The 16,645-nt window shown below is 62.9% G+C and carries 19 protein-coding genes; 7 read left to right on the top strand and 12 right to left on the bottom strand.

The window, feature by feature from the left end; translation table 11 throughout:
- Positions 1–171 precede the first annotated feature (171 nt).
- From EH199_RS19515 to EH199_RS19485, 7 genes are all read right to left on the bottom strand, one after another.
- Positions 172–1,272, bottom strand: coding sequence for a tyrosine-type recombinase/integrase (locus EH199_RS19515; RefSeq protein ID WP_124810832.1), 1,101 nt, complete (start codon positions 1,270–1,272; stop codon positions 172–174).
- The gene (locus tag EH199_RS19510) at positions 1,269–1,454 is read right to left on the bottom strand and encodes a hypothetical protein (protein ID WP_124810831.1); all 186 of its coding nucleotides are present in this window, start codon (positions 1,452–1,454) and stop codon (positions 1,269–1,271) included. The genes EH199_RS19515 and EH199_RS19510 overlap by 4 nt, the downstream gene beginning before the upstream one ends.
- 154 nt (positions 1,455–1,608) lie before the next feature.
- Entirely contained in the window at positions 1,609–2,760 is a 1,152-nt protein-coding gene (locus EH199_RS19505; RefSeq protein WP_124810830.1) for a phage portal protein, read from the bottom strand.
- Entirely contained in the window at positions 2,757–3,296 is a 540-nt protein-coding gene (locus EH199_RS19500) for an HK97 family phage prohead protease (RefSeq protein WP_124810829.1), read from the bottom strand. The genes EH199_RS19505 and EH199_RS19500 overlap by 4 nt, the downstream gene beginning before the upstream one ends.
- A 1-nt stretch (position 3,297) precedes the next feature.
- Complete coding sequence (locus EH199_RS19495; protein ID WP_124810828.1) at positions 3,298–4,557, bottom strand: phage major capsid protein; 1,260 nt, start codon at positions 4,555–4,557, stop codon at positions 3,298–3,300.
- A 97-nt stretch (positions 4,558–4,654) separates the two neighbouring features.
- The gene (locus EH199_RS19490; RefSeq protein WP_124810827.1) at positions 4,655–5,335 is read right to left on the bottom strand and encodes a helix-turn-helix domain-containing protein; all 681 of its coding nucleotides are present in this window, start codon (positions 5,333–5,335) and stop codon (positions 4,655–4,657) included.
- A gap of 31 nt (positions 5,336–5,366) precedes the next feature.
- Positions 5,367–5,924, bottom strand: a complete 558-nt coding sequence (locus tag EH199_RS19485) for a hypothetical protein (protein ID WP_124810826.1) — start codon at positions 5,922–5,924, stop codon at positions 5,367–5,369.
- Positions 5,925–6,010: 86 nt separating this feature from the next.
- Here EH199_RS19485 and EH199_RS25115 point away from each other — a divergent pair, with 86 nt between their 5' ends.
- Both EH199_RS25115 and EH199_RS19475 read left to right on the top strand, forming a co-directional pair.
- A complete protein-coding gene (locus EH199_RS25115; protein WP_124810825.1) occupies positions 6,011–6,205 on the top strand; it encodes a ribbon-helix-helix protein, CopG family in 195 nt (64 codons plus the stop codon).
- 13 nt (positions 6,206–6,218) lie between these two features.
- The gene (locus EH199_RS19475; protein ID WP_124810824.1) at positions 6,219–6,446 is read left to right on the top strand and encodes a hypothetical protein; all 228 of its coding nucleotides are present in this window, start codon (positions 6,219–6,221) and stop codon (positions 6,444–6,446) included.
- Here EH199_RS19475 and EH199_RS19470 read toward each other — a convergent pair.
- From EH199_RS19470 to EH199_RS19455, 5 genes are all read right to left on the bottom strand, one after another.
- Positions 6,443–8,032, bottom strand: coding sequence for a terminase large subunit (locus tag EH199_RS19470; protein ID WP_223806785.1), 1,590 nt, complete (start codon positions 8,030–8,032; stop codon positions 6,443–6,445). The genes EH199_RS19475 and EH199_RS19470 overlap by 4 nt on opposite strands.
- A gap of 170 nt (positions 8,033–8,202) precedes the next feature.
- A complete protein-coding gene (locus EH199_RS19465) occupies positions 8,203–8,544 on the bottom strand; it encodes an HNH endonuclease (RefSeq protein WP_190287363.1) in 342 nt (113 codons plus the stop codon).
- Complete coding sequence (locus EH199_RS24495) at positions 8,537–8,689, bottom strand: hypothetical protein (RefSeq protein ID WP_190287362.1); 153 nt, start codon at positions 8,687–8,689, stop codon at positions 8,537–8,539. The genes EH199_RS19465 and EH199_RS24495 overlap by 8 nt, the downstream gene beginning before the upstream one ends.
- Positions 8,686–10,086 carry an AAA family ATPase gene (locus EH199_RS19460; protein WP_124810821.1) on the bottom strand — a complete coding sequence of 467 codons (1,401 nt, stop codon included), beginning with the start codon at positions 10,084–10,086 and terminating at the stop codon, positions 8,686–8,688. The genes EH199_RS24495 and EH199_RS19460 overlap by 4 nt, the downstream gene beginning before the upstream one ends.
- 181 nt (positions 10,087–10,267) lie before the next feature.
- Positions 10,268–11,167 (bottom strand): LysR family transcriptional regulator, encoded by a 900-nt coding sequence (locus EH199_RS19455; protein WP_124810820.1) that lies wholly within the window; start codon positions 11,165–11,167, stop codon positions 10,268–10,270.
- A 144-nt stretch (positions 11,168–11,311) separates the two neighbouring features.
- Here EH199_RS19455 and bdcA point away from each other — a divergent pair, with 144 nt between their 5' ends.
- The 5 genes from bdcA (at position 11,312) to EH199_RS19430 (ending at position 16,637) form a co-directional block, all read left to right on the top strand.
- Positions 11,312–12,025 (top strand): SDR family oxidoreductase, encoded by a 714-nt coding sequence (gene bdcA / locus EH199_RS19450; protein ID WP_124810819.1) that lies wholly within the window; start codon positions 11,312–11,314, stop codon positions 12,023–12,025.
- 300 nt (positions 12,026–12,325) lie between these two features.
- Entirely contained in the window at positions 12,326–14,032 is a 1,707-nt protein-coding gene (locus EH199_RS19445) for a sigma-54-dependent Fis family transcriptional regulator (RefSeq protein ID WP_223806784.1), read from the top strand.
- Between the two features lie 189 nt (positions 14,033–14,221).
- Positions 14,222–14,752, top strand: a complete 531-nt coding sequence (locus tag EH199_RS19440; RefSeq protein WP_124810818.1) for a hypothetical protein — start codon at positions 14,222–14,224, stop codon at positions 14,750–14,752.
- On the top strand, positions 14,749–16,311 hold the full coding sequence (locus EH199_RS19435; protein ID WP_124810817.1) for an FAD-binding oxidoreductase: 1,563 nt from the start codon (positions 14,749–14,751) through the stop codon (positions 16,309–16,311). Before EH199_RS19440 ends, EH199_RS19435 begins: the two co-directional genes overlap by 4 nt.
- Entirely contained in the window at positions 16,308–16,637 is a 330-nt protein-coding gene (locus EH199_RS19430; RefSeq protein WP_124810816.1) for a cytochrome c, read from the top strand. Before EH199_RS19435 ends, EH199_RS19430 begins: the two co-directional genes overlap by 4 nt.
- The last annotated feature ends 8 nt before the right edge of the window (positions 16,638–16,645 follow it).

Below are 16,645 nucleotides of genomic sequence, written 5' to 3'. Positions count from 1 at the left end.
GGAGCGAAATTCTGGATAGACAGTTCGGCGCGGAAATACGAATTGTCTAGTATCTTCAGTTACATATCGCATTGTAGCGTGCCCTGTCGTGCATTTAGGATAGGCAGGCTAAATTGCTCCGAAGGCAGAGGTCACAGGTTCGAATCCTGTCGGGTGCGCCACCTTCATGATTTAAGCGCCTTTTATCAAAGGTTTATCTTCGGATTTGGCTAACCGTGTGCGCAGGTTAGCCATTAGACGTTCTGCCGCAGCGTCCGACAGCAACTGCTTTTCAGCGTGTGCCGTATAGCGCGAGACTTCGGAATCGGTGACGTGACCGGTCCAAGCCTTGATCTCCTGATTTGAACATCCGGCCTCCGCGAAGCGGCGTGCTGCCGCCTTGCGCAGGCCGTGCGCAGAGCAATGGGAAAGGCCCGCCTCGTCGCACCACTGGCGGAACTTGTTTCCGAAGCCCTTTCTGGTGAACGGCTTGCCATGGTCATTGAGGACAAAGACCATGGCGCCGGATGGGGTTGCCATAATCGATGCGGCAAGGTCGGGCAGGACAGGCACGGAAATAGCAGCGCCCGTTTTCTCTTGTGAGAACACCAGGCGCCGGTTGCGAATATGCCCAGGGCCGAATGTGCGAGCGTCGCCGCCGCGTTGGCCGGTCCATAGCATTAGATCAAAGGCGAGCCTTGCCTTCGTGCCGACCAAGTGCCGTGCTTGATACGTAGCAATCTCTTCCTCTGTCCAAGTGTGGAAGCCTTGGCTTTCCACCTTGAATGGCTTGGTCACGCCGACCGGGTTGTCTTTGGCCATCCCGATGCGAATGGCGAACTTGTACAGGGCCAGCAGACGTTTGCGCAGCATGTTCGCGGCGGTTCGATGTGGCAGCATTTCGGCCAGCATGGCTTCAACATGCCGTGCCTGCAGATCGCGGACCAGCAGCTCGCCGTAGCGAACCCCTTTCTTGGTGCGCGAGCGCCAACGTTCGAGCACGCCGCGATAGACTTCACGCGTTCGATCACCGGGATCGAGGAAGTCGGGCGAGCGATAGTAACGAGCAAGCAAGTCGTCGAAGCTTCCCGATTTGATTCGCGACATGCCGGGGTCGATCGGGGCGGCCGAAAGGCCTTCCTCGCAGGCGTGCAGCTCCTGGCGAAAACCTTCTGTGCCTGGTGGGTTCTTGAAGTAGTAGACTGCGCGCCCCTTGCGGCGATATCGCCAGCGAGACTTCCCGTGGCGATCCTGAAATTCGTGTACGTATCGAGGCAGCCAGCGCCGCTTCATAGGTCGAACAACTTGTCGATTGGGTTGCTGGTTTCGTCGGGGTCCGCCGCAGCGCGGCAAGGCACGATCGAAATTCGCCCAGTGGCCGTGTCGATATCGACGCGAGGGTGCGCTATCCCCGCCTTGCGAGCAGCACGAAAGGCGCGCGTGATGTCCGCTTCCCGAAAAAGCGCGCGGCTCATTCCGAGTCCTCACTCTCGTCTTCGTCGGGAAGGTCAACGAGCGCCGCTTCAGCGTAGAGCATTGCCCAAAGGCCGCGCACAGAAATGCCGCGATGTGCCGCCTCGGTAAGCTCCCATTCGTTGGGCCGATAGGATGGCGTGCGCGGCGGGAACATTAGACAGTCACCTCACCAGTACGCTTTGCGCGCGGGTTCCAGCCTTCGACCTGGCGAACTTCGTCGGGATCCAGCACGCCGGCATCAATCGCGATCTTGTGCGCATTCCAGCGGGTTGCCGGATCGCCGCGCAGGAAGCCCGATAGGTCAAGCTCCATCTCGTAGGTGCCACTTGCCGGAAAGACGCTGCGCGCGAATTCGGTTTCGATTTTTCGCGCCCAAGGCGTGAGCGTGAACATGGCGAACCAGCGGCCGGCCGTTTCCGAATTGGTGAAGGTGTTGTGCGAATAGTCCTGCACCAGCGGGGGTGGCACCTGGAACAGGCGGCAAATCTCTTCGACGCCGAATTTGCGGGTTTCCAGAAGCTCGGCGTCTTCGGGTGAAATCTGAACGTCCTGCCATTCAATGCCTTGGTCCAGTATGCCGATCCGGCCCGCGTTGGCCGCGCCTTGGAACCGTGCGTTGAACTGGTCGCGCAGCTTGCCCATGTTGTCCGGCGACATGCTCATGGTGGTTTTCAGAAAGCCGGACGGCTGTGCGCCATTGGTCAGGAAGCTGCGCGCGAAGGTGTTGCTCGCCTGTACCCCTTCAACGACTTCGCTCGCCCTGGAGAGCCTGGAGCGGCCCAGCAGGCCATCATCTGTCCTGTCCCGGAGGTGGATGACTTCCCCCTGCAGCAGGCGCCGGGTGATGCCATTGGGTTCCCGCACGTCATAGGCGAGCCTGCCCGACGCAAGGCGCGACACGCCAACCGCAAGCCAGGGGATGAAGCGCAGGCCGGTCAATCCGCCGTTGGCGTTGCGGATGATCTCGGCAAGGCCGTTCCCGGTCAGCAGGGTCGATGCAACCATGTGCTCGATGAAGTCGGGCCACGACATATGCTCGTTGACGCCTTGGCGAACGAGGCGACGGAGCGGATGGCCCATCGCTTCCATGCGGCGGTCGCCTTCCATGCGATAGACCAGCGCCGGGATGCTTCCCAGCGACGTGGCAATGACCGTGGAACATGCCAGCACTGCCGACAGGTTCTCGGCCGCGCGGGCTGACAATCCGCCGTAGTAGCCTTGCGCCGCGCCGATCGCGGCCCAGCTCGGTTCGGTGGCGCGGCGCTCAAAGCCCAGCGCGTGCGCCATGCGATCGACCAGCTTCATGCGCGGATCTCCGAAAGCAGGATCGTGCGCAGCAGCGCGGTACGGGGCGACAGAGGCGTGCGCCGGTTGCGCAGCGCCAGCGACGTGTCGGGATAGGCTGGCCATGCAGAGACGACGCTGATTTCCATCAGGTTGACCGTGCGCAAGGTGCGTTTGTCGCCCTGCCAGTTTTCGCCGCCCGTGGGGATGGTGAAGCCGAAACTCATGCCGCCCAGATCGCCACGTTCGGCAAGGGCCTGCACGTCGCGTCCCGCCGCCGTGTCGGGAAGGTCGAGCGAGAAGGCCAAGCCCTTGGCATCCTCCGTCAGCCGGAGGGTTCCCGATCTGGTGCGGCCCAGCACCTTGCCGGGGTCATGGTCGAACAAGGCGAGCACGTCGCCGCCCAGCGAGGCGCGGAAAGCGCCGGGGGCAATGACTTCGGTAAAGTCGCTGCCGATCCGGGCTTCCGCGCCGAAGGTGGCGGCATATCCCTCGATACGCCGGCCGGCGGTGCGGACCTCGCAAAAGGCCCGGCGTTCAAGGGATGCCGCCGCCATATCAGGCCACCACGTCCTTGGAGGCCGCGAAGCTCTCCACATAGCGCACCGCCACGTCGCACGTGGCCATCGCGCGAACCGATACGTTGCCCTTGGCGTAGGCGGTCGATTCGTAGGGGTTCACGAGGAAGTCGAAGGCCGACCAGTAGCCAATCAGCAGGTCGGCCCAGTTGCCGTAGAGGACTGCCGAAAGGCCCGTTCCGCTGCCCTTGGTCAGGTTCGAAGGCACGTTGCTCGAAAACTCCGCACGCTCGCCTGCCCATACGCCTGCTTCGCCGAAGCCGATGTAATTGCCCTGCGCGTCCTTGATCTTCGAAGCGGACACCTTCACCTTGTTGGTGGTCAGGAAACCGCGTGACGTGTTCGGTGCGTCGGGAATATCGACTTTGCCGATCAGGTCGCGCGATGCGTCCGCCGTCCAGGCAGCGCCATTGGTGCCCATCGCCAGCGAGCCGATGCCGCTGGTGTTGAGAATGCCGGTCGGTTCGGCGCCGCTGCCGCTGCCGTTGATCGCGGCCTTGTCGATCAGGCCGGCGAGCACCTGGGCGAAGTCGTTGCGCACCAGGTTCTCGACATCGACGCTGGTCTGCATCAGCATGTTACGCGACAGTTCCGTCAGGCCGCCAACGTGCTTCGGCGTCAGGCTGACCTTGCGGAAGCCGGGCGTGCTGCCCGTCAGCGCCGTGTCTTCGGCAACCCACCCGCCGGTAACCGAGTCCTTCAGGCCCGGAATATCGATATTGCCGACCAGATTGGAAAGCACCGTCGCGCCCAGCGACTGCACCTTCATGGCGGAGCGCAGGCGATCGAACATCATTTCGCCGTGCAGCTCGGTGGCGATCAGGTTGCCGCCGACCGCGCCGCTCGGCGTGGTGGTGGTCAAGGTGCGTCGTTCGAGGAAGATTTCGGACGGCACCAGAACGCCACCGTCCGAAACCTTGCCGGCGCGCTTCAGCAGCTCGGGCTGCACTTCACGTTCGAAGCCGAAGTCGTGCCCGCCGATATTGGCTTGCATCGCCATGGCGCGCACCAGCGAGAAGCGCTTGTGCAGTTCGGTTGACAGCTTCTCGTCGCCGCCGTGGATGGTGGTGCCGGCTTCGCGACGCTCGTTGTCCTCGACAATCTCGGCGCGTTCGATCTGGCGGGCAAGGCCGCGATATTCGGTATTGAGTGCGTCAACGCGCTCGTCGGCAAGGTCTGGCGTAGCCAGTTCCTCGGCGATCGCGGCGCGACGCGCGATCAGGTCTGCTTTCTTCAACATGGTCTTGGCCTTTCAGGCTGGCCGGGGCCGAAGCCCCGGCGCGGTGACACTCGACAGTCTCTCGACGTTGATTGCCGACGGTCTCTCGACGTGGGCATCATGCCCCCGGGATCGGGGGTAAGTTGGGGAATTCGACGTGGACAAAGGCGCGGCCGGCACGTTCGCTCAACGTGTAGGCAAGCGCCTGTAGGTCCAGAACAACAATCGGCCCCGCCAGGCGCGGGTCTCCGGAAAGCATGTCAGCCAGCGCCTCGTCCAGGCTCAAAAGGAAGCTGTGGCTGTCGTCCGCCCACCAGGCAAACAGGCTGCCGGGAATCACCCTCGTGCCGGTGCGTTTATGGTAGACCTGCCTCCGCAGCCAGTCCGCCTTGTCCCCCCAACGGACGTCCGGCGCATCATACCTGCCGCCGGTCTGCGAAATTAAGGTAGCAAGTTTGCTGCGCTCGTCGTCGGACAGCGGACGGTCGTCCAGCCCCCGCGCCTCATTGGTGCGCAGATGATCACCCTCGTAGGCATCCACAGCGTCCAGCGCGTGGTAGGCGATGCCGTTGCCGCACCAGTCCGCCACTTCGGCCGCTGCCTTCGGCCCGATGTCGCGGGCAGACAGGAGCTTCATCGTCAGCAGCTCGGCAAGGCCGAACAAGTCGAAGCGGGCATGGCCCTCACTTCGCGGCAAGAAGCCGCGACGGCGCCAATCACGTTGTAAGTCCTGCGACACGCCCGTGATGGCAGTGGCTTCAGCCGGCGTGAAGGCCGTCAAGGTGAAGATCGCGTCCATACGTGATGGCTCTCACGAATTTAGAAACGTGTCAAGCCTCACGGTTTTCTAGAAGCCGCTCCTTCGCACATCGTTCCAGGTCCCATTCGATCACCTGGGCGGCACTGTGCACGGGTGCAGGCAGCATATAGCCGGCCGGATCGAAGTGCACGATGTTCAGCTTGGCGAGCACGGCAGAAGGGCAGAAAACCCCCTGCATCAGCACCCGTTCGGTTGCATCATGGACGCCCTCGGCATGCCGCTCCCAATTTTCTTCGCTGTCGTCCGTGTCAACTTCCCATGCGGCTTCCAGCGCCTCAAGCTCCGCATGCAGCTTCCAGAACCTAGCGTTTGCGGCTTCGCGGGAAGCTCTCATTTGGGCGGCCAGCGGGTGTTCAGCGACATCGGCAACAACGCGGGTGTGCATGTTCATGGTCTCGACCTTTCCTGCAATGACAGTGCGCCCGGAAGCAAGCGCAGCGACAGGAACGGCGGCCAGCGTGGACGTGGCAAGCCCGCCGACGAAACGCCGGCGCGATACGGTGGAATTTTCGTGCGAATTTCCGGTCGCGCAGGAACTGCGCGGCCTGCTAGGGGCCGAGGTAGCCATGAGCGTCTCCACTAAAGACGGTTGTGGTCAGAGCTGGGTGGGAGTTGGCGCTTCCGCCCGGCTCGCTTTTGGGATAACCGTAAATCATGACATCGTCAATTCGGGATAACCAAAAACCGAAACGCGGCCGTCCACCGACTGGTGGGCGCGGGCAGATGATTGGTGTGCGCCTACAGCCGGATCAGCTCGCCGCACTCGACGCTTGGATTGAAGCGCAGGGCGAGAGGTTGTCGCGCCCCGAGGCTCTTCGGCGTATCTTGGCAACCGCGCTTGAAAGATGAGGATGGCGTTATAATGTTGATCGTCCGCTTTGTCGAAACGGCATATCCCAACCAAATCATTGATGATGTTGAGATGGATCATGCGCCATCAATTGGTGAAACGATTCGCTTTCGTTTTCCGGATCGTCATGAAGAAACATACGTTGTTGCTTCAGTAGAGCACGTGATTGATATCAAATTGGGTTTGGGAAATTCAACTGACAGGGAAAGGTTCGTTCAGTGTGGCCTTAGTAAAGTCTAAAGCCACACAATTCCCGCGCCAGTGAACGTCTTCGGGCCTTCGTCCCGGCTCGCCAGACCGATCGCCATGATCGCCGCCACCATAGGGTCAATCCGGTCGATCGAGCGATTCTTGCTCGGCTTGCGCAGGCCCGCCGGGTCCATTTCATAAACGAGATTGCCGGCAGACCAGCGCAGCAGCGGGTTCATGCCGTGCAGCAGCTTGCCCGAAAGCATGGCGGTTTCGAAAGCATCGACCGCCGGCCCCATGCTGGCAAATCCCTGTCCCCAATCGATCAGCGGCAGGGTGATGCCCTCGCGGCCCAGAATTGCTTTGAGGTCCGCCATGCCCCAGCGGTCGAACGCAAGGCCGCGCAGATCGAAGCAGCTCGCCACCTCGGCAAGGCGTGCGACGATGAAATGCTTGTCGATCGCGCGGCCGGGGGTGGCTTCGATCAGCCCTTGCTTCGCCCAGGTGCGATAGGGAACGCGGTCGGTTTCCTCCCGTTCGGCCATGTTCTCCCTGGGGCACCAGCAATGGAGCACCAGCGCGCCGCCATCGTCGGGGAAGTAGAGCGACAGGGCCGACAGGTCGCGCGTGCTGGACAGGTCCAGCCCGCCGTAGCAGGGCCGGCCGCGTAGCGAGTCCAGATCGAACGTGCCGCCGCAAAGCTCCCATTCGGCCGGGTTGATCGCCTTCGGCTCCGCGTCAACCCGCTGGTTCAGGTACAGGTTGCGAAAGGCCGGCTCGAACGTTGGCATGCGCTGCGCGCGGGTGGCTTCCTCCTGCATCTCGCGCGCCGATCGGAACCGGCCCAGCGCGGGATTTGCCAGCGGCCAGTTGGCGGGGTCGAAAGGGTCAGCATCGTCCGGTACGGCATAGACCTTGCCGTGAAAGCTATCGTCCTCGATCTCGCCCGATTCGATGCGGCCGGCATAATCTACCAGCTCGCTCATGACGTTTTCGGCGCGGGGGCTTTGCGTGCCGATCACCAACAGCAAGGGTTGCTCGCGCTTGCCCAGCGAAGTGCGCAGCACGTCGAACAACTCGCGACTGTGCCATTGCGCCAGTTCGTCGCAAACCACGAAGGATGACGCCAGACCGTGGACGCTGCGGCCGTCGCTCGCCAGCGCGCGGTAGACCGAACCGCTAATCGGATCTTCGACGATCTTGTTGAACGTCTTCACGTTCAGCCGTGCGGCCATCCAAGGTGTAGCGAGAATGGTCGCTTCCATCTCGGCAAAGATCAGCGCCGACTGTTCCTTGGTCGCCGCGGCGGAATAGCACTCGCCCCGCTGCTCGGCTTCAGGGCCGACCAGGTGGCATAGGGCGAGGCCGGCACAGAGCACGGTCTTGCCGTTGCCCCGCGCAACTGACAGCAGGCCGGTGCGAACCTGGCGCAGGCCGTCGTCGCCGTCTCCGTAGATCGCTTCCACCCATTCACGCTGGAACGGTTCGAGCTGCACTTTGCTGCCAGCGCCGAAGCCCTTGGTGACAGGCAGGTCTTCCAGAAACGCTATCACGCGATCGGCGCGGGACAGGCCGGCGCGCTGCCATGGGTGCGCGCCGGGTTGCGCCGGGTTGGGGTTGAACAGGTCCGCAGCCACAGGCGCGGCGGCTTTTGCCGCAACTTTCTGCCGTCCTGCACCTGGTCCGCGCTTGCCCATTTATTCAACTTTCTCGAACGAAAATATCGGCACCGAACTCAAACTAACTATTTTCTGACCTGGGAACGTGGTCCTAGCGCCCCAGCTCCGAGAGATTTTCAGAGACCATTTCAAGTATTTCGAATATTCCGCCTCGATGCTGGCGACCACGGATGCCGCCGATCAAGTGGAATTCCGTCGGCATTGCAGCCCTTGCGAGGCTTCGAAGTGCGAACCGCGCCAGCTTCAGCGCCGCGCGCCGTCTTCGCATTGTGGCAGGCCGCGCAAAGACTGGCCAAGCTGTCAAGATCAGGGAAGGGATGGCCGCCCTGGCTGATGGCCTTGCGGTGATCGACCACGGATGCCACTCGCATGCGGCCCGCACCCTGGCAGTCCTCGCATAGCGGATCGCGTTGCAGCTTCACCTTGCGCAGCTTCTGCCATGCCTGTGTATTGTACGGCCACTTAGCCACGGGTGTTCTCCAGTTGATTGGCGAGGCGCTGCAGGCGGTGCCGCAGATCATCGCGTGTTTCGAAGTAGCGCTCCGGATTGCGCCAATCGGGCGTGAGCCGGGAAAGGTCGCGTGCGATCGAGCGTGCGTCACTGGCCAACCTCATGGTTCATCGCCCTCTTCGTCGGTTGACCAGTCCAACTCGTCGTCGGGGGGTACGGGTGAATCTCCCCAAGAGGGTTCACCCGTACCCCCGTAGGGGGTGGTGTGTGTCTGGCGCACCAATGGCGCAGGGTTGGCGCAAGGATTTCCGCTGCTTTGCGCAGGGGGTTGGCGCGGGTCGGCGCAGGAGCTTGGCGCAAGGGTTGGCGCAGGGGTTGGCGCAACCTCTGAAACCCGCCGAATTCCTAGCTTCCAGTGCCGATTCTCTGCCTTCCAGAGCTTTTGGTCGAACTCGATTGCGCCGACGTGGATCAGGCGTTCCATGGCCCGTCTGAAAGCTGCTTCGTCGAAGCGTTTGCCCTCGATCATGCCGGCGAAAATCTTCGGTGCGTAGTTCACGCCCGGCACGTGTGAGACTGCCCGGCGGTTGTCCGTCGCCTTGTCGAGACAACGCAGGAAGGCAGCGTCTTCCGCCTGTGCGACACTGATTGTCCGCAGGTCGGCATAGGTGCCTTCGCCAATCTCATCGTCGCGCACCAGCGCCCCGTCGAGCCATCGGACCTCGATTGCGGAACCCTTACGAGCGTAATTCGCCTTGGGCAGCGTGAGCTGCCGCAGATCCGGGTCTGCGTGACCATGTTCACCCTTCGGCGCGTCGAAGTAGAGCCTGGCACGAAAGGCGTTCTCCCAAGCCGTCGAGCCGGAATAGGCATCGCCCTGCTTGTTCGGATGCCCGATCAGCATCACCGCGCCGTCGATCTCCTGCGCAAGGCCGTTGAGTAGGTTGGCAAAACCAGTCACCTGCGCGCGATCGATCTCGCTTCCGTCGAAGACGTGCGACACGTTGTCGAGCACGATGAACCTCGCCCCGGCGCGTCGCGCTGTGTTTGTGAGCTTCGACCAGGCTGGCAACGTCTGCATGCCTTCGTCGCGATCGAACCCGACCATGCGGTTGTCCGACAGGCCGAACAGCGAAACGAGGAACAGCTTGCCGCCCAGATCGCCCTCGCGGATCGATAGCGCGCGACAGATTGCGCGTTGCCGCCGCTGCAGTTCGTCGCCGTCATCTTCGGCCGTGAGGTAGATCGCTGGCGCTTGGGTTGTATCGACGCCAAGGCATGGCAAGCCGATCGCGATGCACGTTGCCATTTGCTGGCCCAGCAACGACTTGCCCGCGCCACCCGCTCCCGTGAGATATGCAGCGCGGCGGCGTGGGAGCCACCCGTTGAGTATCCATTCCCGCTCGGGCGGTTCTATGCCTTCCCACTGTGCGGGATCGATCGTCGCGAAGTGACCGTGAGGTGTGTATTCGTACATCGCGTCATCAGCCGATGGCGTCCAGCGTTCGCTGTCATCGTCGGTGCTTGGGATGCTGCTAAAAACCCGTTCGGTTCCCACCATGGATCACAGCCAAACCGGGTTAGCCAAAACCGCCGCGAAGGCGCGGAACAGCGTCGGTTGATTACCCCTCGTTATCCCATCTAAGATATTGAAATTATAGGGATATTCCTCCCCTGTCGGGTGCGCCACTTTCCCACCCATCAAGCGCCATCTCCACCCGGCTCGCCCCGGCGACGGGAGCCTACCCAACCTCCCAGTACGGCGGATCGCCGAAGCTGCGGCGCAGGCTGTCGCCCAGGGCGCGGATCTTGGGGGCGGCGCCGTGATCGCGGGGGTAGGTCAGGAACAGTTCCGCGCCTTCCGCCGGCCAGCCGATGTCGACCTCCACCAGCGCGCCGCTGCGGATTTCGGCGTGGACGAAGAACGTCGGCAGCAGGGCGAGGCCCAGCCCGGCCAGCGCGGCATCGCGCATCACCAGCCCGTTGTTGACGCGCAGGGCGGTTTTGGGCCGGACCACCGACCAGGCCGACCCCGCGGCGAAGCGCCAGTCGCTCGCCCGGTTGGCGTAGAGCACGCCGCGATGGCGTTCGAGGTCGGTCAGCGAGGCGGGCGTGCCGTGCGCCGCGAGATAGGCGGGGGAGGCGACCAGCAGGCGGCGGCTGGTGGCGAGCCGGCGCGCGATCAGCCGCCCGTCGCCGATCGCGCCGTGCCGCAGCACGGCATCGAACCCGCCGGTGGCGGCATCGACGAAACCGTCGTCCAGTTCCAGCGCCATCTCGATGTCCGGATGGTCGCGCAGGAACCGCGCGATCGCCGGGCCGAGGTGCAGCACGCCGAACCCCACCGGCGCGGAGATCCGCAGCGGCCCGGCCAGCTTGCCGCTGCTGGCATCGACTTCGGCCGCCGCTTCCTCCAGCTCGCGCAGGATGCGCCGCGCGCGCGGCAGCAGCGATTCCACCGCACTGGTCAGGGTGAGGCGGCGCGTGGAGCGCTGGAGCAGGGTGACGCCCAGCGCCCGTTCCAGTTCCGCCAGCCGTTCGCTGACCACGGACTTCGCCAGCCCCAGCCGCCGCGATGCCGCGCTGATCGAGGTTTCGTCCACCGTGGCGACAAAGGCGGCCAGGCCATCCAGCTTCATCATCGTTCGGATTTTCCGTCAGCCAGTTCCGGGATCGGCTGGCTAGTGCGAACGATGCATCATCGGCATCTTCGGGTCCAGAGAGCGAGACGGATCGGCCACCTTCCCGGCCTGCCCCGCTGGCTCCGGACCCAGAGGAGACAGACCATGAATGACTTTACCGGAAAGAACGTGCTTGTCCTTGGCGGCAGCCGCGGCATCGGCGCCGCGATCGTCCGCCGCTTCCGCGCGGCAGGCGCGGCGGTGGCCTTCACCTATGCCGGATCGCGCGATGCCGCCGCCGCGCTGGCCGACGAAACCGGCGCCACGGCGATCCAGGCGAACAGCGCGGACCGCGATGCGCTCACCTCCGTCGTCGCCGGCCGCGGCGCGCTGGACGTGATCGTCATAAACGCCGGCACGCTGGTGATGGGCAACCCGCTGGACCTTGATCCCGACGCGGTCGACCACATGATCGACGTGAACGTGCGCGCGCCCTATCACGCTGCGGTGGAAGCGGCGCGGCGGATGAACGCCGATGGCCGGATCATCGTGATCGGCTCGGTCAACGGCGATCGCATGCCGTTTGCCGGCGGCGCGGCCTATGCGCTGACCAAGTCCGCCGTGCAGGGCATGGTGCGCGGGCTGGCGCGCGATTTCGGCGATCGCGGGATCACCGTCAACGCCATCCAGCCGGGGCCGACGGACAGCGACATGAACCCGGCCGAAGGCCCCATGGCCGCCACGATGCACAGCTTCATGGCGATCAAGCGCCACGCCCGGCCGGAGGAAATCGCCGAACTCGCCGCCTATCTCGCCGGGCCGCACGCCGGCATGATCACCGGCTCGCTGCAGACCATCGACGGCGGCTTCGGCGCGTAACCGGGGTTCACGGCAGACGCGGAAACGGCCGGGGCGCTTTGGGGCGCTTCGGCTGTTTTTGGGACAAAACGGCCGTCACCAAATGATCCGCCAAACGGCGAGGTTTGCCCAAAGCAGACGTGAGTTCGTTAGGCTCTAGATGGCCAGGATTGCAGACGATCCGGAATGGCTGCTCCGCATGGTCTTGACGGCAGGCACAAGGCAAGCTCTCTTGGCCTGCATAACATTACGAGGGCAGCGGCGCATATCACTGACATCGATTGGGCCTCCTTGCGAACAAGAATCAGAGAGGATTCGGCATTGGCAAAAGGCGACATGCACCCCCAGATTCCGCTGGAACCGGCGTTCGACGATTTGCGCAAGTCACTGCATTTTATGCCGGATGAGGCCTCGATCTGGCTGGATGGGCGGCGCATGATTCTGACCGAGCATGAAGCCTCTGGCATCATGCGCCGCGAACTGATCGTTGCGGTCGGGCTGGAGCGCGCCCGCGCGATCATGACCAGGCTGGGGTACGAACTGGGCGGTGTCGAGGCCGAATTGGCCATTCGTGTGCGCAAGGACACCTCGGTGTTCAACGCGTTTTCTGCCGGGCCGCAACTCCATGCGCTCAAGGGCATGGTCAAGGTCGAGCCTATCGTCTTCGACGTAGATCCCGAGAAAGGGCGTTTCTACACCGAATACTATTGGCACCATTCCGCCGAGTGCGAGAGCCATCTGGCCCAAATGGGTATCAGCCATCAGCCGGGCGGGTGGCAGCAGGTCGGGTACGCGTCAGGTTATGCCTCGGCCTTCTTTGGCAGGCCGTTTCTCTTCCGCGAGCTTGAATGCGTCGCGATGGGGCACAGCAAGTGTTTTCTCGTCGGCAAGCCGGCAGAGGAATGGGACGATCCGGAGAGCGAGCTTCGCTATTTCCGCGCTGAAAACTATTCGTCCCGGCCAAAAGGTGCGCCAAAGACAGATGACGGGATCGACAACGACCTGCGGATCGGTACGCGCACGATCGTCGGCGCATCGGCTGCGTTCAACGTCGTCTTCAACCTGATCGATAAAGTCGCGCCCACCAGCGCGCCGGTTCTGTTCCTTGGCGAAAGCGGTGTCGGCAAGGAGGTGTTTGCGCGCGAACTGCATAAGCGCAGCAAACGTGCTGACAAAGCGATGATCGCGATCAATTGCGCTGCCATCCCGGAAAACCTTGTCGAAGCAGAACTGTTCGGCGTGGAGAAAGGCGCGTTCACCGGAGCTGTCGCCACCCGGCCGGGGCGCTTTGAACGCGCCGACGGCGGCACGCTTTTTCTCGACGAAATCGGAACACTGACTCATTCGGCGCAGGGCAAACTGCTGCGGGTCCTTCAGGAAGGCGAGTTCGAACGGGTCGGCGGGATTGCGCCGCTGACGGCAAACGTGCGGATCATCGCGGCCACCAATGCCAACCTGCGAGATGACATCAAGGCCGGGCGTTTCCGGGCGGACCTGTTTCACCGGCTCAATGTGTTCCCTGTGCGCATTGCCCCCTTGCGCGAACGGCGCGCGGACATTCCATTGCTGATCAATCACTTTCAACGTAAATTTGCCCGCCAGCACAACAAACCGCTGAAGACCTTCTCGCAAGACGTGCTCCGCGCTTTCATGTCATATGATTGGCCCGGTAACGTGCGCGAACTGGAAAACATCGTTGAGCGCGGGGTCATTCTTGCGGATGATGATCTGCCGATCGACGTGCACCATCTGATGACCGAGGCAGACCGGGACGCTGATGCCGTGGGCGGCGATCCATTCCGCGCCTGCCTGCTCGATCGGCGCAGCCATACCTCGGCCACTGGATCGCTTGGCGGCCAGATGCTCGAGAGTGGCCTTGGCGCAGACGGCGCGGTCTCCGCGATGATCCGCGAGGCCTTGGCCCGAACTGGCGGCAAAGTATCCGAAACCGCCCGGCTAACCGGCATGACCCGATCCCAGGTCAACTACTGGCTCAAACGGAACCGTGCAGCAGATGTGCAATCCTGAACGGATCCCGGCGTAAGTGTGTTTAATTACAAACATGAATCTGAGGTGCCCGTGGGCTTGAGCCGCTAGAAATCCCTGTAATCTGCCAAAAACCGGGTTTGGCACGGTGCATGCTTAGCAGGCTCCCGAACCGCGGCGCATAACGAATGCCGCCTTCGGGAGAACGACATGCCAGATAGGCGCCAGGTCATGGCCGGCGGATTGCTCGGCTGCGCACTGGGTGCGCTGCCCGCTCAGGCCGCGCAGATGATCCATATCGACGATGCCGCCATCCTGATCGGCAATGGTTTCGCCGATGGAGTGCTATTCCTGGATGGGTGCGGCCAAGCAGTCCGGGCCGGACAATGTGATGTGGCCATCACAGCGCTCGCGGGTGGCGGTTTCAGCACGCCACGCGTGATTGCGATAGCGCAACAATCCGATGCCTTTCCCTTGCAGCAGTTTCTCATTGCGGAACGCTATCGGCCTGTATTCAGCGCCGAACATCTTCGCAGCGCTGGCTGGATCGAACATCGGCTTCAGGGCAATGCCGCTCTGGTCAGGGCAGTTGCAGCCGGCCTTTCGCGGACCGGAGCGAACTGGGCCAGCGCGCTGGCCCTTACTCTGCGTAGGCCCGGGCTTTCTTTCTCCGAGGCCGGGCTTGTGCAGAAGGTGGCAACCCCTGCGCATGCTGGTCCGGCTTTCCTCAGCAGTTTCCTGTTTGAGAGGATACCGGCATGAGCGCCCAGCTTGCCCTGGGTGTTTCCGCCCAGCAGTTTGCGCAGGCGCTCACGGCCATGCGTGCGGCCGTCGGGCCGGAGTGGGTCTTTGCCAGCGACGAGGACATCACCGCCTACAGCGATCACTTCGCCTTCGAGGATGTGTCGGTCAATCTGGCCTCTGCCATCGTGGCCCCGCTTGGCCTTGACCAGATCACGCGGATCATAGCCATTGCCCGAGATCACCAAATACCGGTCTGGGCGATCTCGACCGGGCGCAACCTAGCCTATGGCGGCTCAGCACCCCGCAAGCGCGGCACGCTGACACTCGATCTCAAGCGCAACAATCGCATCCTCGAAGTCAACGAAGAGCTGGCCTACGCGGTAGTCGAGCCGGGCGTTTCGTTCTTCCAACTATATCGGCACTTGCGCGAGATTGGCTCGAAGCTCTGGATCGATACGCCCTCGCCCGGCTGGGGCGGCATCATGGGCAACATGCTCGAACGCGGGGTCGGCTACACCCCGTATGGCGACCGCTTCATGTGGCAATGCGGCATGCAGGTGGTGCTGGCTGATGGCACCGTTGTGGACACCGGCATGGCCGCACAGGATGGCAGCCAGCCGGGCAATCACACCTATCGCTATGGCAGCGGGCCGTGGATTGACGGCATTTTCACGCAGTCCAATTTCGGCATCGTCACCAAGGTCGGCATCCAATTGATGCCCGAACCGCCAGGATACCGGCCGTTTCTGGTCACGTTTGCGAAAGATGAGGACATCGCACCGGTCTCGGACCTGATCCGCCCGCTGAAGATGACGCACGTCATCCCCAATGCAGCGGTTACCTGCAGCCTCAATTTGGAAGCGGCAACCTCGCTCGACCGCACGAAGTACCATGCCGATGCCGGACCGCTGCCGGAAGCTGCACGCCTCCGCATGATGGCGGATTTAAACGTCGGCAAATGGAACTTCTACGCGGCGCTATATGGCCCCGAACCGGTGATGGACGCCCATTGGGAAGTGATCCGCGACAGCTTTGCCACCGTCAAAGGCGCACGCTTCTTCACGGCAGAAGACCGCAAGGGTGATGTGGTGTTCGGCTACCGTACCAAGCTGATGCGCGGCGAACCGAACATGACCGAGTTCGGCATACTGAACTGGATGCCCAACGGCGCGCACCTTGGCTTTTCGCCGGTGGCGCCGGTCGATGGCAAAACCGCGCTCGATCAGTACCGGTTCGCCGAGGCGATCTGCAACCGGCATGGGTTTGACTACACCGGCATGTTCATCGTCGGCTTCCGCGCGATGCACCACATCATTGAGCCGATCTTCTCGCGCAGCGATGAGGATCAGCGCAGCCGCCTGATCCCGATGGTCACCGAACTCATCGATGAGGCGGCCAAGCGCGGCTACGGTGAATACCGCGGGCACCTCAGCTTCATGGATCAGATCGCCGGCACCTATGGTTGGGGCGACAATGCGCTGATGAAGCTGAGCCAGCGGATCAAGCGCGCGCTCGATCCCACCGGCATTATGGCCCCTGGCAAAAGCGGCATCTGGCCGGAAAAGGCATCCTCATGAGATCTCTGATCGCTCCGCTGGCATTGTTGAGCTTTGCATCCGGGTCACTGGCCCATGCCGCCCCTGATGGCAGGGCCCTGTTCGTCCGTAATTGCGCCTCCTGCCATGCCTCTGGCCCTGGCCATCCCGGCACCGCCCGCCTCACGATCGATAGCGGGCCAGACTTTGCAGTGCTCGAGCAGCGCACCGATCTCACCGGGGACCATGTGACCACAGCGGTGCGCCAGGGCTTTCTGATGATGCCTCCGTTCCGCCGGACCGAGCTTTCCGACGCTGAGGTCCAGGCCATTGCCCGCTGGCTGTCAGTCCCGAAACCCAAGCGCTGAGGTGGAAG

Origin of the sequence: Novosphingobium sp. LASN5T (assembly GCF_003856955.1) — a bacterium.
In the GTDB taxonomy this organism is placed as follows: Bacteria; Pseudomonadota; Alphaproteobacteria; order Sphingomonadales; family Sphingomonadaceae; genus Novosphingobium.
The sequence above is the reverse complement of the archived record's forward strand: the minus strand, read 5'-3'. Positions and strand labels throughout refer to the sequence as shown.

What these genes read in the sequence shown, in the direction of transcription:
- EH199_RS25115 (WP_124810825.1), top strand. Translation starts at nt 6,011, where the DNA reads ATGACATCGTCAATTCGGGATAACCAAAAACCGAAACGCGGCCGTCCA.
- EH199_RS19515 (WP_124810832.1), bottom strand. Translation starts at nt 1,272, where the DNA reads ATGAAGCGGCGCTGGCTGCCTCGATACGTACACGAATTTCAGGATCGC.
- EH199_RS19460 (WP_124810821.1), bottom strand. Translation starts at nt 10,086, where the DNA reads ATGGTGGGAACCGAACGGGTTTTTAGCAGCATCCCAAGCACCGACGAT.
- EH199_RS19440 (WP_124810818.1), top strand. Translation starts at nt 14,222, where the DNA reads ATGGCCGGCGGATTGCTCGGCTGCGCACTGGGTGCGCTGCCCGCTCAG.
- EH199_RS19435 (WP_124810817.1), top strand. Translation starts at nt 14,749, where the DNA reads ATGAGCGCCCAGCTTGCCCTGGGTGTTTCCGCCCAGCAGTTTGCGCAG.
- EH199_RS19485 (WP_124810826.1), bottom strand. Translation starts at nt 5,924, where the DNA reads ATGGCTACCTCGGCCCCTAGCAGGCCGCGCAGTTCCTGCGCGACCGGA.
- EH199_RS19455 (WP_124810820.1), bottom strand. Translation starts at nt 11,167, where the DNA reads ATGATGAAGCTGGATGGCCTGGCCGCCTTTGTCGCCACGGTGGACGAA.
- EH199_RS19510 (WP_124810831.1), bottom strand. Translation starts at nt 1,454, where the DNA reads ATGAGCCGCGCGCTTTTTCGGGAAGCGGACATCACGCGCGCCTTTCGT.
- EH199_RS19500 (WP_124810829.1), bottom strand. Translation starts at nt 3,296, where the DNA reads ATGGCGGCGGCATCCCTTGAACGCCGGGCCTTTTGCGAGGTCCGCACC.
- EH199_RS19475 (WP_124810824.1), top strand. Translation starts at nt 6,219, where the DNA reads ATGTTGATCGTCCGCTTTGTCGAAACGGCATATCCCAACCAAATCATT.
- EH199_RS19495 (WP_124810828.1), bottom strand. Translation starts at nt 4,557, where the DNA reads ATGTTGAAGAAAGCAGACCTGATCGCGCGTCGCGCCGCGATCGCCGAG.
- EH199_RS24495 (WP_190287362.1), bottom strand. Translation starts at nt 8,689, where the DNA reads ATGAGGTTGGCCAGTGACGCACGCTCGATCGCACGCGACCTTTCCCGG.
- EH199_RS19490 (WP_124810827.1), bottom strand. Translation starts at nt 5,335, where the DNA reads ATGGACGCGATCTTCACCTTGACGGCCTTCACGCCGGCTGAAGCCACT.
- EH199_RS19430 (WP_124810816.1), top strand. Translation starts at nt 16,308, where the DNA reads ATGAGATCTCTGATCGCTCCGCTGGCATTGTTGAGCTTTGCATCCGGG.
- bdcA (WP_124810819.1), top strand. Translation starts at nt 11,312, where the DNA reads ATGAATGACTTTACCGGAAAGAACGTGCTTGTCCTTGGCGGCAGCCGC.
- EH199_RS19505 (WP_124810830.1), bottom strand. Translation starts at nt 2,760, where the DNA reads ATGAAGCTGGTCGATCGCATGGCGCACGCGCTGGGCTTTGAGCGCCGC.